Origin of the sequence: Streptomyces sparsogenes (assembly GCF_001704635.1) — a bacterium.
In the GTDB taxonomy this organism is placed as follows: domain Bacteria; phylum Actinomycetota; class Actinomycetes; order Streptomycetales; family Streptomycetaceae; genus Streptomyces; species Streptomyces sparsogenes.
On sequence record NZ_MAXF01000222.1, the window covers coordinates 1 to 17,501 of the forward strand.

Annotated in this window: 9 protein-coding genes and 1 tRNA gene; 5 read left to right on the top strand and 5 right to left on the bottom strand. The window is 73.6% G+C overall.

Features of this window, described 5'->3' with window-relative positions:
- Both BBH68_RS36845 and BBH68_RS36850 read right to left on the bottom strand, forming a co-directional pair.
- Nucleotides 1-1,144 (bottom strand): beta-ketoacyl synthase N-terminal-like domain-containing protein (locus tag BBH68_RS36845; protein ID WP_174589139.1); only part of this gene is annotated, 1,144 nt, incomplete at its 3' end.
- 14 nt (nucleotides 1,145-1,158) lie between these two features.
- A complete protein-coding gene (locus BBH68_RS36850) occupies nucleotides 1,159-9,807 on the bottom strand; it encodes a type I polyketide synthase (protein ID WP_065968258.1) in 8,649 nt (2,882 codons plus the stop codon).
- Nucleotides 9,808-10,443: 636 nt separating this feature from the next.
- Between BBH68_RS36850 and BBH68_RS36855 the strand changes: the two genes are divergently transcribed.
- Both BBH68_RS36855 and BBH68_RS36860 read left to right on the top strand, forming a co-directional pair.
- Nucleotides 10,444-11,214, top strand: a complete 771-nt coding sequence (locus tag BBH68_RS36855) for an AfsR/SARP family transcriptional regulator (RefSeq protein ID WP_065968260.1) — start codon at nucleotides 10,444-10,446, stop codon at nucleotides 11,212-11,214.
- 25 nt (nucleotides 11,215-11,239) lie between these two features.
- Complete coding sequence (locus tag BBH68_RS36860) at nucleotides 11,240-11,980, top strand: AfsR/SARP family transcriptional regulator (RefSeq protein WP_065968262.1); 741 nt, start codon at nucleotides 11,240-11,242, stop codon at nucleotides 11,978-11,980.
- Nucleotides 11,981-12,086: 106 nt separating this feature from the next.
- On the opposite strand, the gene BBH68_RS36865 is transcribed toward BBH68_RS36860, so the two are convergent.
- Complete coding sequence (locus BBH68_RS36865; protein ID WP_065968263.1) at nucleotides 12,087-12,299, bottom strand: DUF5988 family protein; 213 nt, start codon at nucleotides 12,297-12,299, stop codon at nucleotides 12,087-12,089.
- 293 nt (nucleotides 12,300-12,592) lie between these two features.
- Between BBH68_RS36865 and BBH68_RS36870 the strand changes: the two genes are divergently transcribed.
- Entirely contained in the window at nucleotides 12,593-13,783 is a 1,191-nt protein-coding gene (locus BBH68_RS36870; RefSeq protein WP_065968266.1) for a sensor histidine kinase, read from the top strand.
- Nucleotides 13,776-14,975, top strand: coding sequence for a hypothetical protein (locus BBH68_RS36875; RefSeq protein ID WP_065968268.1), 1,200 nt, complete (start codon nucleotides 13,776-13,778; stop codon nucleotides 14,973-14,975). Before BBH68_RS36870 ends, BBH68_RS36875 begins: the two co-directional genes overlap by 8 nt.
- Here BBH68_RS36875 and BBH68_RS36880 read toward each other — a convergent pair.
- Nucleotides 14,881-15,537 (bottom strand): DNA-binding response regulator, encoded by a 657-nt coding sequence (locus BBH68_RS36880; RefSeq protein WP_065968270.1) that lies wholly within the window; start codon nucleotides 15,535-15,537, stop codon nucleotides 14,881-14,883. The genes BBH68_RS36875 and BBH68_RS36880 overlap by 95 nt on opposite strands.
- Nucleotides 15,538-15,798: 261 nt before the next feature.
- Nucleotides 15,799-15,886: transfer RNA gene (locus BBH68_RS36885), tRNA-Leu, on the bottom strand.
- 213 nt (nucleotides 15,887-16,099) lie between these two features.
- Here BBH68_RS36885 and BBH68_RS36890 point away from each other — a divergent pair.
- Complete coding sequence (locus tag BBH68_RS36890) at nucleotides 16,100-17,437, top strand: M20/M25/M40 family metallo-hydrolase (RefSeq protein WP_065968272.1); 1,338 nt, start codon at nucleotides 16,100-16,102, stop codon at nucleotides 17,435-17,437.
- Nucleotides 17,438-17,501 lie beyond the last annotated feature (64 nt).

Genomic DNA, 17,501 nt, shown 5'->3' on the forward strand with positions numbered 1-17,501 from the left:
GTGGGTGTGGGTTCGACTTGATCGAGCCGAGCCACAGCGGGCGGTCCGCCGGGCGGTCCGCCCCATAGGTGGCGATCAGCGCCTCCGCCTCGATGGGGTCGCCCAGCCGGGTGCCCGTCCCGTGCGCCTCCACCATGTCCACGTCCGCGCCCGCCAGGCCGGCCCGGGCCAGCGCGTCCCGGATCACGTTCTCCTGGGCGACGTCGTTGGGCGCGGTGAGCCCGTTGCTCGCGCCGTCCTGGTTGACCGCCGAGCCCCGCAGGACGGCCAGGACCTCGTGTCCGTTGCGCCGCGCGTCGGACAGCCGCTCCAGCAGCAGGACACCGGCCCCCTCCGAGAAGCCGGTGCCGTCCGCGGCGGCGGCGAACGGCTTGCACCGGGCGTCGGGCGCCAGCGCGCGCTGCCGGCAGAACTCGGTGAACATCAGCGGCGTGGACAGCACCGTGACGCCGCCCGCCAGCGCGAGGGAGCACTCGCCCTGCCGCAGGGCCTGCCCCGCCAGATGGATGGCCACCATCGACGACGAACACGCGGTGTCCACGGTGACCGCCGGCCCCTCGAAGCCGAAGGTGTACGCGACCCGGCCGGAGATCACGCTGGTGAGGCTGCCCGTGGTGGCGTAGCCCTCGAAACCCTCCGGAATCCGCGGCAGGCCGGAGATGTAGTCCTCGCTGGAGACCCCCACATACACGCCGGTCCGGCTGGCGCGCAGCGTGTCGGGCACGATCCCGGCGCGCTCCAGCACCTCCCACGACAGCTCGAGGAGCAGCCGCTGCTGCGGGTCCGTCGCCAGTGCCTCGCGCGGGCTGATCCCGAAGAACCCCGCGTCGAACCGGTCGACGTCGTAGAGGAAGCCGCCCTGGCTCACATAGCTGGTGCCGAAGTGGCCCGGATCCGGATGGAAGAGGCCGTCCAGGGCCCAGCCGCGGTCGGTGGGGAAGTCGCCGATCGCGTCGCCGCCCGACAGGACGAAGCGCCGCAGGTCCTCCGGGGAGCGCACCCCGCCGGGGAAACGGCAGGCCATGCCCACCACCGCCACCGGCTCCTGACGCCCCTCCCCGAGCTCCTGCAGACGGGTCCTGGCGTCGTGCAACTCGGTGGTGACCCGGCGCAGGTACTCGACCAGTTTCTCTTCGCTGACCATGTCGTCACCTGCCTTCAGCGGGTGGGGCGCGGACTCACGTCGGAGAGCACGCCGAGCTCGTTGTCGATGAAGTCGAGGATCTCGTCGGCCGTGGCGGACGCCAGCTTCCCCGCGGCGCTGGCCGTCGTGCCGTTGTCGGTGGTCTTCTTCCGGGCGTTGGTGTCATCCCGGGCGGTGGTGTTCTTCGGGGCGGCGGTCCCGCCGGCCTCCCCGGGGGCGTCGGGGGTGAGCTGCTGCTCGATGCGGCGGGCCAGCGCCTCCGGCGTCGGGTGCCGGAAGATGACGGCGGCGGGCAGCCGCAGCCCGCTGGCCGCCACCAGCCGGTCGCGCAGCTCGACCGCCGTCATCGAGTCGAAGCCCAGCTCCTTGAACGAGGCGTCGGCCCGCACGGCCCTGGGGTCGGTCTGCCCGAGCACGGCGGCGGCCTGATCCCGCACCAGCTCCAGGACGGCGCGGCGGCGTTCGGCGGGCCCGAGCCCCGCCAGCCGGCCCGCGAGATCGGCGGCGCGCCCCGGTGAGGCGGCCACCGGCCGGGCCGCCGCCCGGCCGGCCGCGCCCGCGACGAGCGCGCGCAGCGCGGCCGGCGGCTCGTGGGCCGGGTGGGCGGCCAGGGGCCGGGCGCGGAGGTCGGCCGCCACCAGCTCCGGGCCGTCGGCGCGGCACGCGGCCATGAACAGCGCCATCCCGTGGTCCGCGCCGAGCACCCCGGCCCAGCGCCCGCCGGAATCGGCACCGATGGCGGCCCACGGCCCGAAGGCCACCGCCACGCCGGGCAGCCCGGCCCGTCGCCGCATGGCCGTCACGGCCGCGCAGAAGGCGCCCGCCGCGGCCCTTTCCGGGGCCACCGGGCCGTCCCATGCGGCGGCGGCGTCCGCCAGGGCCACCAACCGGACCCCCGGCAGCCCGGCGATGGCGCGGTGCAACGCCTCCGCCGCCCCGGCCGCCGCGGCCCACCCCGATACGGACCCGGCGCCGGCGGACAGCCCCGCGGCATGGACGACGCCGGTCAGCGGATGGGCCGGATCGACCCCCTCCACCACGCGCTCCAGCGCTGCGGCGTCGAGCGGATCGACCGTGGCCACGCGCACCCGGGCACCCCACCTCGTCTCGTCGGTCATGGCGTCGTTCGTGTCGTCGGCTGTGTGATCGTTCGTGCCGTCCGTGCCCTCGAAGCGGACCAGCAGCAGCCGCTTGACGCCCTCCTGGCGCACCAGACGCTCGGCGACCGCTTCGGCCAGCGGGCCCCCGGCGTCCGTGACGAGGACGGTGCCCTCCGGGTCGAACGCCCCGCCGCCCGCGGCGGCGGAGGACAGGGACAGGCGTGGCGCGAACAGGGTGTCCCCGCGCAGCGCGATCCTCGGCTCGTCGAGCACGGCCCCCCGCGCCACGGCGGCCGGAACCGCCTCCGTAGCGGTGTCGGCGCCGGCGTCCGCGTCCACGAGGAACAAGCGGCCGGGGTGCTCCGCCTGGACGGCCGCGGCACAGCCCCAGACCGCCGCCGCGGCCGGGTCCACCGGCTCGCCCCCGTCACCGTCGGGCGCCACCGCGCCCCGGGTCAGCACCACGAGCCGACTGTCCGCCAGCCGCGGCTCGTCACTCCAGGCGCGCAGCAGCGCCATGACGCCTCGTACGGCGGACAGGGCGGCGTCCGGCGTGGCGCCGACGCCGGGGGTCGGGGGGCGCCACACCACGACGGCCGGGGCCGGCGCCCCGGCGTCCAGCGCGGCCAGCAGCTCCGGGAGGTCCGCGTACCGCTCCCCGTACTCCTCCTGGCACCCGTCGGCGTCCGGCTCCGCCCGCGCCTCGCCCAGCACGGCCACGCGTCCTGCGTCGTCCTTCCCGCCGGGCGGCTCGCCGGGCCCCACCGGCGTCCAGCCGAGGGTGAAGAGACCGCCCGCGGCGGCCCCGCCGGCCTCCCGCACCTGCCGTACGCTGCGCGGGCGCAGCACCACCGTCTCGACGCTCAGCACGGGAGCCCCCGCCGGGTCGGACACGGCGATCCGCAGCTCCCGTTCGTCCGCGGCGCCCCCGTCGTCCTCCGCCGGCGGCGTCAGCCGGACCCGCGCGGCGCGCGCCCCGGTCGCCCACAGGCGGACCCCGCTCCACGCGAACGGCAGCCACAGCCGGGCATCGCCCCCGTCGCCCTCGCCACCCTCGCCACTCTCGTCATCGGGGGCGGTCAGCAGCGCGGGCTGCAACGCCGCGTCCAGCAGCACCGGGTGGATGCCGAACCCCGCCGCGCCGCCCGTACCGAGGCCGTCGTCGCCCTCGCCGGTCGCCTCGGGCAGCACCACATCGGCGACCAGGTCGGCGCCGTCCCGCCACAGCGCCCGCACTCCCCGCAGCGCGGGCCCGTAGCCGTAACCGCGCCGCTCGGCCCGCTCGTACAGCCCGCCGGGCTCCAGGGCCTCGGCGCCCGCCGGCGGCCACGGGACGACCGACGCCACCGCCTCCGCGGGAGCGGGCCGGCTCCACGGGACCAGCGACCCCACCGCGTGACACGTCCATCCGCCACCGGCGCCGGCGTCCTCCGGCCGGGACGAGATCCGTATCTCACGGCGGCCCGAGTCGTCCGGAGCCATGACCGAGACCTGAGCGAGCACACCTCCGTTCAGCCCGTTCAGCCCGTTCAGCTCCAGCGGCGCGCGCAGCAGCAGCTCATCCAGCACCGTCCCGCCCGCCTCGTCGGCGGCCAGCAGCGCCCACTCCACCAGGACCGCGCCGGGCACGAGGGGGACGCCCGCCACGGTGTGGGCGCCCAGCCAGTCGGCGTCGCCGGGCAGCCGACCGCTCAGCACCAGCCCGCCGTCCGCCAGTTCGACCGCCGAGGACAGCAGCGGGTGGCCGGTGGGCCGGGTGCCGGCTGTGGAGCTCCGCCCGGCGCGGCGCCCCTGGTCCGCCGTCAGCCAGTACCGCCGTCGCTGGAAGGGGTAGGTGGGCAGCTCGACCGTACGCGGCCGGGCGCCCTCGCCGCCGGTGAACCAGCGGCTCCAGTCCACCGCGAGCCCCGCCGCGAAGCCGTCCCCCAGCGCACGCGCCAACTGCTCCCGGCCGCCCTGGTCCCGGCGCAGCGTCGGCACGGTGGCCGCCGCCACGTCGGCCTCCTCGAAGCACTCCCGCAGGGCGGGGATCAGCACCGGATGGGGGCTGACCTCGATGAACACGCGGTATCCAGCGGCCAGCAGGGTGTCGATCGCCGGCGCGAACCGGACCGGCTGCCGCAGATTGGTGAACCAGTAGTCGGCGTCCAGCTCTTCCGTCGGCCGCGGGGCGCCGGTGACGGACGAGTAGAACTCCGCGCCCGAGGCCCGGGGGCCGAGGTCCGCCAGGTCGGCGCGGATGGTGTCGGCGAGCCGGTCGACCTGCGGACCGTGCGAGGCGTAGTCCACCTCGATGGTCCGGGCCCGGTGGCCGGCCGCCTCGCACGCGGCCACCACCGCCGCGACCCGCTCGGTCGGCCCCGACACCACGGTGGAGAACGGCCCGTTGAACACCGCCACCGTCACCCGCTCGGCCTCCGCGCCCAGGTCCGCGAGGAGACGCTCGGTCTCCTCGCCGCTCAGCGCGAGCGAGGCCATGGTGCCCTGCCCGGCGAGGGCCCGCAGGGCCCGGCTGCGCAGCGCCACCACCCGGGCGCCGTCCCTCAGCGACAGTCCGCCCGCCACGCAGGCCGCGGCGATCTCGCCCTGCGAGTGTCCGACGACCGCGGCGGGCCGCACGCCGAAGCTCTCCCAGACGGCGGCGAGCGACACCATCACCGCCCACAGGCACGGCTGGAGGACATCGACCCGGGACGGCTCCGGCGCGCCCGGCGCGCCGCGCAGCACCGCGGTCAGGGACCAGTCGACGAACTCGCCCAGCGCCGCCTCGCACGCGGCGACGCGAGCCGCGAAGGCGGGGGAGGAGTCCAGCAGTTCCACGCCCATGCCGCGCCACTGCGAACCCTGTCCGGGGAACACCATGACCGGGCCGGGAGCCGCCCCCGCCACGACGGCGGTGTCCGACGGGTCCTCCGCCACCGCGCGCAGTCCGGACAGCAGCTCCTCCCGGTCGGTACCGCTGACCACGGCCCGGTGCCGGTCCGCCGACCGCGTCGTGGCCAGCGACCATCCCACGTCCGCCGGGGAGGGCGGGGCGCCGGTGGTGACCCACTCGGCCAGGCGCCCGGCCTGCGCGCGCAGCGCCTCGGCGGTACGGGCCGACAGCACCCAGGGCACCACGCCGCCGCCGGGCGCGACCGGCTCGAGGGGTTCCGGTCGAGGTGCGGCCTGTTCGAGGATGAGATGGGCGTTGGTGCCGGAGATGCCGAAGGAGGAGACGGCGGCGCGGCGGGGCCGGCCGGCCTCGGGCCAGTCGGTGGGCCGGGTGAGGAGCCGGACACGTCCGCCGGACCAGTCCACATGGGGGGTGGGCCGGTCGATGTGGAGGCTGGCGGGGAGGCGGCCGTGGCGCAGGGCCATCACCATCTTGATGAGGCCCGCGACACCCGCGGCGGCCTGGGTGTGGCCGATGTTGGACTTCACCGATCCCAGCCACAGCGGCCGGTCGTCGGGGCGGCCCTGGCCGTAGGTGGCCAGGAGGGCTTGGGCTTCGATGGGGTCGCCCAGGGTGGTGCCGGTGCCATGGGCCTCGACCGCGTCCACGTCCGCCGGGCCGAGGCGGGCGTTGGCCAGCGCCTGGCGGATGACGCGCTGCTGGGACGGGCCGTTGGGGGCGGCCAGGCCGTTGCTCGCGCCGTCCTGGTTGACCGCCGACCCGCGGATCACGGCGAGCACCCGGTGGCCGTTGCGCCTGGCGTCCGAGAGACGTTCGAGCAGGACGAGTCCGGCGCCCTCGCTCCACCCGGTGCCGTCCGCGGCGGCGGCGAAGGGTTTGCACCGGCCGTCGGGGGCCAGGCCGCGCTGCCGGGAGAACGAGGTGAACATGCCCGGCGTGGCCATCACCGTCACCCCGCCCGCGAGGGCGAGGTCGCACTCGCCCCGCCGCAGCGCCTGTGCGGCCAGGTGCGTCGCCACCAGGGAGGACGAGCACGCCGTGTCCACCGTGAGCGCCGGTCCCTCGAGACCGAGGGCGTAGGCCACCCGGCCGGACACCACGCTCGGTGTGGAGCCGGTCAGCAGGTGGCCGTCGATCCCGGCGGTGGCCTCGTGCAGTCTCGGTCCGTAGTCCGCCGCGGTCGCACCCACGAAGACGCCGGTCGCGCTGCCGGCCAGCGAGGCCGGGGGGGTGCCGGCCCGCTCCAGCAGCTCCCAGGAGAGTTCGAGCAGGATGCGCTGCTGGGGGTCCATGGCCAGCGCCTCGCGCGGGCTGATCCCGAAGAACTCCGCGTCGAAGTCCCCCGCGTCGTACAGAAAGCCGCCCCGGCCCGTCGCGCTGCCGCCGCTCCCGTCCGGTTCCCGGCCGAACAGCTCGGCCGGATCCCAGCCCCGGTCGCCGGGGAACTCGCCCACGGCGTCCACGCCCTCGTCCACCAGGCGCCACAGCGCCTCGCCCGAGTCGGCACCGCCCGGGTAGCGGCAGCCGACGGCCACCACGGCGACGGGGTCGTCGGCGGTGGCCGCTCCGCCCGTCGCCACCGGGGCGGCGGCCGGCCTGCCCTCGCCCGCCGCGCGCAGCCACGCGGCCACCGCGTTCGGCGTCGGATGGTCGAAGGTGAGGGTGGCGGGCAGGGCGACCTCGGTCGCGGCGCTGAGGCGTTCGCTCAGCTCCGTGGCGGCCAGCGAGTCGAAGCCGAGTTGTTTGAAGGTCAGAGCGGGGTCGATGCCGTCGGGGCTGTCGTGCCCGAGGACGAGGGCCGTGTGGGTGCGCACGAGCGCCAGAAGCCCGCCCGGGGTGGTCACGCCGTCGGCGGGCGGCGGCGCGTCACCCGTGGCGTCGGCCGGCCGGGCGGCGTCGGCCGGTGGCGCGGCGGGGGCCGTCCGGGGCGCGTCCGCCCGCCGGTCGTCCGGGGGGCCGGGCCAGTGGCGCTCGCGCTGGAAGGCGTAGGTCGGCAGGGGCACCCGCCGGGTCTCGTGCCCGGCGAAGGCGGCCGCCCAGTCGACGCGGACGCCGCGCACATGCGCCTGGGCCATCGCCGACACGAAGCCGAGCGCCTCCGGACGGTCGCGGCGCTGCACCGCGACCGCCACCGGGCGGGGCGCGTCGCCGGCCCACGCCGCCGCGCTCTCGCGCGCCATGCCCGTCAACGAGGCGTCGGGACCCAGCTCGAGGAACGTGCCGACTCCCGCGTCGCACAGGTGCCGCACACCGGAGTCGAACCGCACGGCCTGCCGCGCGTGGTCGGCCCAGTAGTCCGGTGAGCGCAGCTGGGCCTCGGTGGCCGGGCCGCCGGTCACATTCGATACGACGGGGATGGCGGGCGCGGCGAACGTCAGCCCGGCCGCGATCTCGCGGAGCTCGTCGAGCACGCCGTCCAGGTGCGGGGAGTGGAACGCGTGGCTGACCTTCAGCACGGTGGCCTTGCGGCCCCGCGCCCGCCAGGCGGCGGTCGCCTCGGCCACGGCGTCGCGGTCACCGGAGACCACCACGGAGGCGGGGGCGTTGACGGCCGCCAGGCTCATCCGGCCGCCGTACGCCGCCAGCGCGTGTCCGGCCTCCTCGGCGGTCGCCTGCCAGGCGGCCATCGCACCGGGAGCGGTGATCGACTGCATGAGACGGCCGCGCGCCGCCACCAGCGCGCAGGCATCGGGCAGCGACAGCACCCCGGCCGCGTGCGCGGCCGTGATCTCGCCGACCGAGTGGCCCATCAGGTGGTCGGGCACGAGGCCCCACGACGTCACCAGGCGGTAGAGGGCCACCTCGATCGCGAACAGCGCGGGCTGGGTGTACACCGTCCGGTCCAGCAGCGGCTCGTCGCCCGGCGAAGCCCGCGCGAACATCACGTCCAGCAGCGGGGTGTCGAGCCAGGGGTCCAGGTGGGCGCAGACCTCCCGCAGCGCGGCGGCGAAGACCGGGTACGCCGCGTACAGCTCGCGGCCCATGCCGGGGCGCTGACTGCCCTGGCCGCTGAAGAGGAACGCGACCCGTCCCTCGCCCGCGCGGCCCCGGACCACTCCCGCCGTCTCCGTCCCCGAGGCCAGGGCTTCCAGACGGCCGAGGAGTCCGCCGCCGTCCGGGTCCGTGTCCGTGCCCGGCGCCGTGCCCAGGACGACGGCCCGGTGGGGGAGGGCCGCCCGGGTCGTGGCGAGGGCGTGGCCGACGTCCACCGGGTGGAGTCCGGGACGGGTCCGCAGGTGTTGGCGCAGGGCGGCGGCCTGGGCGGCCAGCGCCCGAGGGCTCGCCGCCGAGACGACCCAGGGCGTGACCGGCGGGGCGGTGCGCGGCGAGGCGCCCTTGGCCGGTGCCGTACGGGCCGGCGGCGCGGCCGGGGCGGGCGGCTCGGCCAGCACGACATGGCAGTTGGTGCCGCCCATGCCGAAGGAGCTGACCCCGGCCGTGAGCCGCCGCCGCTCGTCGGGCCAAGGCCCGGACTCGGTCTGGACACGCAGGCCCAACTCGGCCAGCGGGATGTCCGGGTTGGCGGTGGCGAAGTTCAGGCTGGGCGGGAGGTGCCGGTGGTGGATGCTCAGGGCGGTCTTCAGCAGCCCCGCGATGCCGGCGGCGGCCTCCAGATGGCCCAGGTTGGTCTTGACCGAGCCGACCCGCAGCGGGGCGTTCGCCGGGCGGTGGCCCCGGAGCGCGGCGCCGAGGCCGGCCGCCTCGACCGGGTCGCCGACCGGTGTGCCGGTGCCGTGGAGTTCGACGTACTGGAGGTCGGCCGGCGTCACCGCGGCCCGCTGCCACGCCTGCCGCACCACCTCCGTCTGGGCCTCGGCGCTCGGCCGCGTCAGGCCGTCGGTGGCGCCGTCGTTGTTGACGGCGCTGCCTTCGATCACGCAGTACACCGGGTCGCCGTCCCGCAGGGCCGCGGCCAGCGGTTTCAACAGCACCATGCCGCCGCCCTCGCCACGCACGAAGCCGTTGGCGCGCGCGTCGAAGGTGTAGCACCGGCCGTCCGGTGACAGCCCCTGGAACTGGGCCTCGGCCACCCGCATGCTCTCCTCGGCCAGGATCAGGTTCACCCCGCCCGCGAGCGCCAGATCGGCCTCCCCCCTGCGCAGGCTCTCGCCCGCCAGGTGCACGGCGACCAGCCCGGAGGACTGCGCCGCGTCCACGGTGAGGCTCGGGCCGCGCAGGCCCAGGCGGTGGGATATCCGGTTGGCGATGATGCCGCGGTGCAGCCCCGTCATCGTGTGACGGCTGATCTCGTGCGGCCGGTGCCGGTGGAGCACGGTGGCGTAGTCGTCCCAGATCGCGCCGGTGAACACCGCGGTCCGGCTGTCCGCCGGCGTGCCGGGGACGAGCCCCGCGTCCTCCATGGCCTCCCAGGCCAGTTCGAGCATCAGCCGCTGCTGCGGATCCATCGCCGTCGCCTCGCGCGGCGAGATGCCGAAGAACGCCGCGTCGAAGGTGTCCACGTGATCCAGGAGTCCGGCGAAGTACGGCGGGGACCCGGGACGCTGGGGCAGGCGGTCGGCCGGGACGGGCGCGACGGCGCTGCCGCCCTCGCGCAGCAGCCGCCAGAACGCCTCCGGATTCGGCGCGTTCGGCAGTCGGCAGGCCAGGCCCACGATCGCGACGGGGGACATCTCCTGCGGTGAGCGGGTCGGGCTGCTCCCGGTCATGACACCCCCATACGTGAATCGCGGGACCGCTGGTTATGGCTCACGACATGCCCCGAACTGCGCTCATTCTCGGAATGTTCTCTAAAGTTGATCTAACCGGCCGGGGCGCGGGCGGCAGGTGTCCGACGCCGCGGAAGTCGGGCGGGCCCCGTGACGGTCACTGATCGATGAATCCTCCTATGTGCCGATTTGGTTGTGGGTCTATTGACCCTCACACTGTCCCGCGCGGCGCGGTTAGGATGCGGCGATGTTGTCTCTTTGCGAGCGCTGCCGCTGGTTGTCGTCTCGTCAGGGGCAACCGGCGTCCGGGGCGCCGACCGTCGTTGTTCGGTGCCATGTGTCGGCGCAACCGCCGACCGCGGAGCACGCCGCCGACTTCCGTAGACAGAAGACCACTCTCGTCTGACCGAAAATCGCACTGAGGGCGGTGTTGCATCGGCGTGGCTGAGCGCGGTGGTGAGTTCGTTCTCTCTAAACTGGGTTCGGCGTGGGGAGGCACCGGCGCCGAGGCCTGAAGTGTGACCATAAAGGCTTCCAAAATCGGGGTGAATTTTTTCGAATGCTGACCGAATTCGATCGTAATGGAGAGCCCCTCTGGTCCGAGGAGACGCCGGTGACAGGGGGAGGTCGGGCGTCATGAGGTACGAGATCCTTGGCCCGCTACGCGTCGTCGACGGACCGTCGATCACCTCGCTCAGCGCCCGCAAGGTCGAGGTGCTGCTGGCGGCGTTGCTGGTGCGCGCGGACGAGGTGGTGAGCAGCGAAGACCTCGTCAAGGAGATCTGGGGCACCCGGGCGCCGCGGCAGGCCATAGCGACGCTCCACGTCTACGTCTCCCAGCTCCGCAAGTTCCTCAGGCGCCCCGACCGGACCGAGAGCCCCATCGTCACCGCCCGCGGCGGATACGTCCTGCGGCTGGGCGCGGACGAAGCGGACGAACTGGACTTCCATATCTTCCAGGACCTGGTCCGCCAGGGGAGTGCCGCGCGCCGGGCCGGGCGCACCCAGGAGGCGTGTGAGGCGTACGAAGAGGGCCTGGGCCTCTGGCGCGGCCCGGTTCTCGAGGATCTGCGCGACGGGGCGATCGTCAACGGCTTCGTGTGCTGGGCCGAGCAGTCCCGACTCGAATGCGTCGAGTCGTTCGTGGACGCCGGCCTGGAACTCGGCCGCCACCGCGAATTCGTCAGCTTCCTCTACGCCCGGATCGAAGAGCTTCCGCTGTACGAGGCGTTCTACCGGCAACTCATGCTGGCGCTCTACCGCTCGGGGTGCAGGGCCGACGCCCTGAGCGTCTATCAGTCGGCGCGGACCGTGCTGGGGGAGGAGCTCGGACTCGAGCCGTCCGCCGCGCTCAAGCGGCTGCATCACGCAGTCCTCGTCGACGCCCCGGAAATCGAAGCCGCCTAATCGACCGAATACAGGGGGGAATTCAGTGCGGTACGAGATTTTGGGACCTGTCCGAGTAGTCGACGAAAAGAGAAGTGCGCCGCTCAGAGCGCAGAAACTCGCCACCGTCCTTGCGGTTCTGCTGATCCGCTCCGACCAGGTCGTGATGGCGGAACAGCTCACGAGAGAAATCTGGGGCGAACTGCCTCCGCAGCGCACGACCGCGGGTATCTACGTCTGCATTTCGCGGCTGCGCAAGTTCTTGGACCGGCCGGGCGGAAAGGACCCCATCATCACGCGGCCGGGCGGATACATGCTGCGCAGGGCGTCGACCGAATGTGATTTCGATGCCTTCGAGCGGCTGGTCTCCGACGGGCGGAAGCACGTCAGGCGCGGGGCACACGCGGAGGCGGCGGGCTGCTTCGAGCAGGCGCTGGCGCTCTGGCGCGGGCCGGCGTTCGGCAATGTCCAGGCCGGGCCGATCGTGGCCGGATTCCTGAAGCGGCTGGACGAGATGCGCATCGAATGCGCGGAGATGTCCGCGGAGGTGCAGCTGGAACTCGGCCGGCATCAGGAACTCGTCGGCCGGCTGCGGTCGCTCGTCGCCGAGTTCCCGCTCCGCGAGACCTTCTACCGGCAGTTGATGCTGGCGCTCTACCGCTCCGAGCGGAAGTCCGAGGCGCTCGGCATATACGAGTCCGCCCGGCGCGTCCTCGACCGGGAACTGGGACTGGAACCCGGCCGGAAACTCAGGGAGTTGCGCCACACGGTTCTGGCCTCGACGTGACGGACGGGGCCGGCGGTGACGCCGGCCCCGTCCGGTCTGCCCGAACTCGCCGGGGGCTCGACTCGCATGGCGCGAGTGGGCCCGCCGGCGATGTTCCGACCCCTGGTCACTCGGCGATGTAGGTCCGGCGGATCCATTGGAAGACCCGCAGGTGCCGTCCCTGGTGTTCCGTGAACTCGCCTGTGGGCTGGAAGTGTTCGTAGGCGTTGCCGACGAGAAGCTTCAGCGTCGACTCGGTGTCATCGACATATCGCGTGCACTGATCGGCCAGCGGCATGGGACCGCCGAGCAGGACAACGTTGGGCGCGGGTGCGGACATAAACGACTGCATTCCCTTCGCTACACGTTCAAGAGAAGGTTGGCATGAGGCGAAAGCGCGCCGATGCTCGAGGCATTACTTCCTCGCAAGGGGCTTGCGGGGCCCGACATGGGTGGGATTCCAGATCGTCCCGACCCGCTCCCCCGGAGCCGCCGCGCTCGGTCCAGCCTAGACGGGCCGGGTCATGCGGTGTGAGGGTCGTTCGACCGACAAAAGACATTCCCTCTGATCACGGACCGTCGGGTCACCCCGGTCGCCGTATACCGCAGCCGATCGCCGAGGGGGGATGACCGATGCCGATTCCCTCACTCCCGCCCGGGGCCGCCCTGCCCGGCCTGGCGCGCCTCCCCGGTCCGGCAGGGCCCTGGGCCCGGGCCTATGTGGTGTTCAACCGGCGGTTGGCGCTCTACGGCCGCGCCGCGGTGATGAGTGCCTGCGCCCTCCTGGCCGTGCCGGCCATGCCGATGGGGAAGATCGCGCCCGCCGCGGCGGTGGCGTTCGCCGCGCTCGCCTGGTGCTGGATCCACCTGTGGCTCGCCACCGCCTCGACCGCGCGGCCCAGGCTGCTTCTCTTCCTCGATGTGGCGGTCATGACGGCCCTGTGCCTGAGCCAGCGGATCACGGTCCCCGACGGGCAGCCCGCGCACGGAAGCACATGGATCCTGGTGTCCGTCAACTTCACGGCCGTGGGCTACCAGCTCATGCAGCCGCCGTTCACCGCGATCCTGGCGGCGTCATGGCTGTGCTGCGCCGATCTGGCGGGCGCCGCGTGGCGCCCGCGCCACGCATGGACCGACGCCCTGCCCAGCGTGACCTGGGTGCTGGTCAACGTCATCCTGGCCCAGGTGGTGGTCCGGCTGGTGTTCAGCGAGAGCCGGGCGGCCGACGAGGCCGCCGACCGGGCCGCCCGGGCACGGCGGCAGGGCGAGGCGGCGGAGGCCCGCTGCGCCGCGGAGCGGGAATACCTGGCCGCCCTCCACGACACCGCCTGCGCGACCCTGCTGATCGCATCGGCGCCGTGGGCGTCGATGCGGCCGGAGACGCTGCGGGCCCAGGCCGCGCGAGATCTCGTCCGCCTGCGTGCCGAGCAGTCGCCCGCGGGGGAGGTCGACCTGGCCTCCGAACTGGCCGACGAGATCGCCGCGCATTCCCTCCATGTCATCACGCGGTTCGACGAGGACCTCGGCACGGTCTGGTGCCCCGCCGCGACCGCGCTGCGCGGCGGCCTCGGCGAGGCGCTGCGCAATGTGGCCCGCTACGCGGGGGTCGATGTGGTGCGGGTGACGGCGAAGCGCACCCAGCACGTCGTCACCGTGGTCATCGCCGATCGCGGGGTGGGGTTCCGCACCGAGCGCGTTCCCGTCCAGCGCATCGGAATCAAGCACTCCATCTGCGGCCGGATGAGCAACGTGGGGGGCCGGGCGACCGTGGAGTCACGGCCGGGCCGAGGCACGACGGTGCGCCTGGAGTGGCCGCGTGCCTGAGGACCACGGCCAGCTCATCACCCGTCACCAGCGCCGCGGCATCCGCGCCGGGGCCCTGGTCATCCTCGTCACCCTCCACGTCGGGTACGCGCTGCCCCGCCTCCTGGGCAACCTGGACGTCTACCCTCACCCCTGGCTCCCGCTGGCCGCCTACGGCCTGCTCACCCTGGTCCTCGGCGGCTGCGTCCTCTTCGGCCTCGGCGGGCGCCCATGGCCGCGCGGCTGGGTGCCGTCGGCGCTCGCCTGCACCTTCGCCGCCTCCATGGCCGCGACCAGCCAGGTGCCGGCGAACCACTACTTCGTCGACCCCGCCCACTGGTCCTTCTCCCTCACGGGCTGGTTCGCCGTCGTGCTGCTCGGCGACCGGGGACCCATGGCGTCCGGTGCCTTCATCGGCTGCCATCTGGCCGCCACCGTCGCCCAGACGCTGGCGGCCGACGTGCCGCCGCGCCCCGTCGGGGCGGCCATGGCCCTGAGCGCCCTGTCCGCCTGCTGCTTCCAGATGACCATCGCCGCCGGCGCGAAACTGCTGCTCAACAGCAGCACGGCCATCGGGGAGGCCCTGCGGGTGCAAGAGCGGGTGCGCACCCGCATCGCCGTCGGCAGACAGATCCAGGTGGACCAGCGCCGACGGTACGCCGAGCTGAACACCACCGTGCTGCCTCTGCTCACCGGTCTCGCCGACGGCTCCCTCGACCCCCGGGACGACGAGGTGCGGCGGGCCTGCGCGCTGGAGGCCGCCCGGCTAAGGCGGCTGTTCGCGGAGAGCGACTGCACCTTCGACCCGCTGGTCCACGAGATGCGGGCCTGTATCGACGTCGCCGAGCGCAACGGGGTCACCGTCCAGCTCGCCGTCCGCGGCGACCCCCTCGAGCTGCCACTGCCACTGCGCCGCGCGCTCCTGGACCCGGTCATCGCCGCGCTGGCCGCCGCCCGGCGGACGGCGCGCGTCACCGTGATCCGCCGCGAGAACCAGGTGCGGGTGGGCATCGTGGTGGACACCCCGCAGGAGCGGCTGCCCGCGCCGGCGGCCTGCGGGATCCGGGTGCGCACGGTTCACGGCGAGGACCGCCTCCTGGTGGAGGCCGCGTGCCGGGTCACAACTCGTCCAGCGAGATCAGGCCGTCCTGAACCGCCCTGGCCACCAGCTTGGCCTTCGTGGTCGCCGGGCGCCCGACGTTCGCGTACTTGATGCGCACCCGGTCCAGATAGGTGTTGACGGTGCGTTCCGAGATCCCCAGGCTCTGGGCGACCATGGCCTTCGACTCGGACTGGAACCACTCCACCAGCACCTCGACCTCCCGTACGGACAGCAACGGGCGGCTCTGCCGGGTGTCGCTGCCGAAGGCGCCGGCCAGTGACGGGGGTGTGTAGGGGATGTCGTCGGCGGCGGCCCGGATCGCCTTGACCAGGTGCCGCTGCCCCTCGGCTTTGGTGAGGTAGGTGGCCGAACCCAGGTCCATGCAGGTCAACGCCGCCTCCTGGCTGTCCCGCATGGTGTAGACGACGACCTTGCGCTCCTGGGCGACCAGCTCCTGTAACTCCTCGTACGCGGGTCTTCCGTTCTGCAGCAACAGGTCCAGGACCACGACGTCCGCGCCCCGGCCCGGACCGTAGAGGGCCACCGACACGTCCGACCCCTCGGCCACCACCTTGATCGGCACATCGGCGGCAGCGCACCACGCCGCTATGCCCGCGCGCACCACGGGGTGATCATCGACCAATACGACGCTGAGCGGAACCCCTGATTCCACACTCACCTACCCATTGGCTGAGAAAATGGACAAGACACGGACACACTGGCCCGCCCCGGTTTCGAGGGTCGGACTCGTTTGATGTGATGCTTCACGTCCCGTTTCGGGTTCCCGCGCGATCGGGGCGATGCCTGCCCAGAGGCCCCGGATTTCACGCGTCGGACGCCCGGACGCGAGGGAACGGTCCACCAACGAACAAGGCGCCCGAACTGGTGTTCAGGCGCCTCGAGGAGGGGGAGCCGGGCCGGAGCCGAGCTGGTGTGGTGTCCGAGGGGGGACTTGAACCCCCACGCCCGATAAAGGGCACTAGCACCTCAAGCTAGCGCGTCTGCCATTCCGCCACCCGGACAAGGTGTCTGCCGTCCGGCCCGCGGCCGTTCCGACGGGAAAACCATAGCAAACATCCGGACGTGCTCGATCACGCGTGCCCGGACCCCGGGGGGCGGGCCCGGGGCGCGGAGCCGGGATGTGTGGACGGGGTGTGACAGCGGTATTTCCGCCTTGGGCTGAGCGGGCGGGCGGGGGAGGATGGCCCAGGACAGCAGAAACCTGAGGAGGCAGCGTGAGCGAGTCGATTTCGGCCGCGAGGGCGACCGGCACGGTCAGCGGCGAGGACGAGGTCGTCGACCTGTGCCGCGACCTGATCCGGATCGACACCAGTAACTACGGCGACCACTCGGGCCCGGGCGAGCGCGCGGCCGCCGAGTACGTCGCGGAGAAGCTCGCCGAGGTGGGGCTCGAGCCGCAGATCTTCGAGTCGCACAAGGGCCGGGCGTCGACCGTCGCGCGCATCGAGGGCGAGGACCCCTCGCGCCCGGCGCTGCTCATCCACGGCCACACCGACGTCGTCCCCGCCAACGCCCACGACTGGACCCACCACCCCTTCTCCGGCGAGATCGCGGACGGGTGCGTCTGGGGCCGCGGCGCGGTGGACATGAAGGACATGGACGCGATGACGCTCGCGGTCGTCCGCGACCGGCTGCGCAGCGGCCGCAAGCCCCCGCGCGACATCGTGCTGGCGTTCCTCGCCGACGAGGAGGCGGGCGGGGTGTACGGCGCCCGGCACCTCGTCGACCGGCACCCGGACCTGTTCGAGGGGGTCAGCGAGGCGATCGGCGAGGTCGGCGGCTTCTCCTTCACGGTGAACGAGAACCTGCGCCTCTACCTCGTCGAGACCGCCCAGAAGGGCATGCACTGGATGCGGCTGACCGTGGACGGCACCGCCGGTCACGGCTCGATGACCAACAACGACAACGCGATCACCGAGCTGTGCGAGGCCGTCGGCCGGCTCGGGCGGCACAAGTTCCCGGTCCGGGTCACCAAGACCGTACGGTCCTTCCTGGACGAGCTGTCCGACGCGCTCGGCACCCCGCTCGACCCGGAGAACATGGAGGAGACGCTGGCCAAGCTCGGCGGCATCGCCAAGCTCATCGGGGCGACGCTGCAGAACACCGCCGCGCCGACCATGCTCGGCGCCGGCTACAAGGTCAACGTGATCCCGGGCCAGGCCACGGCGCACGTGGACGGCCGCTTCCTGCCGGGGTACGAGGAAGAGTTCCTGGCCGACATCGACCGGATCCTCGGCCCCCGGGTCCGGCGCGAGGACGTCCACGCGGACAAGGCCCTGGAGACCACCTTCGACGGCGCGCTCGTCGACGCCATGCAGTCGGCGCTCAAGGCCGAGGACCCGATCGCCCGCGCCGTGCCGTACTGCCTCTCCGGCGGCACCGACGCCAAGTCCTTCGACGACCTCGGCATCCGCTGCTTCGGCTTCGCGCCGCTGCGACTGCCGCCGGAGCTGGACTTCGCCGGCATGTTCCACGGCGTCGACGAGCGGGTGCCGGTGGACGGGCTGAAGTTCGGGGTCAGGGTGCTCGACCGGTTCCTCGACGCCTGCTGACCGGCCCGGCCGCGCGCTCGTCGGCGCGGTAATCGATCACACATACCGACTGAACCAATAAGGG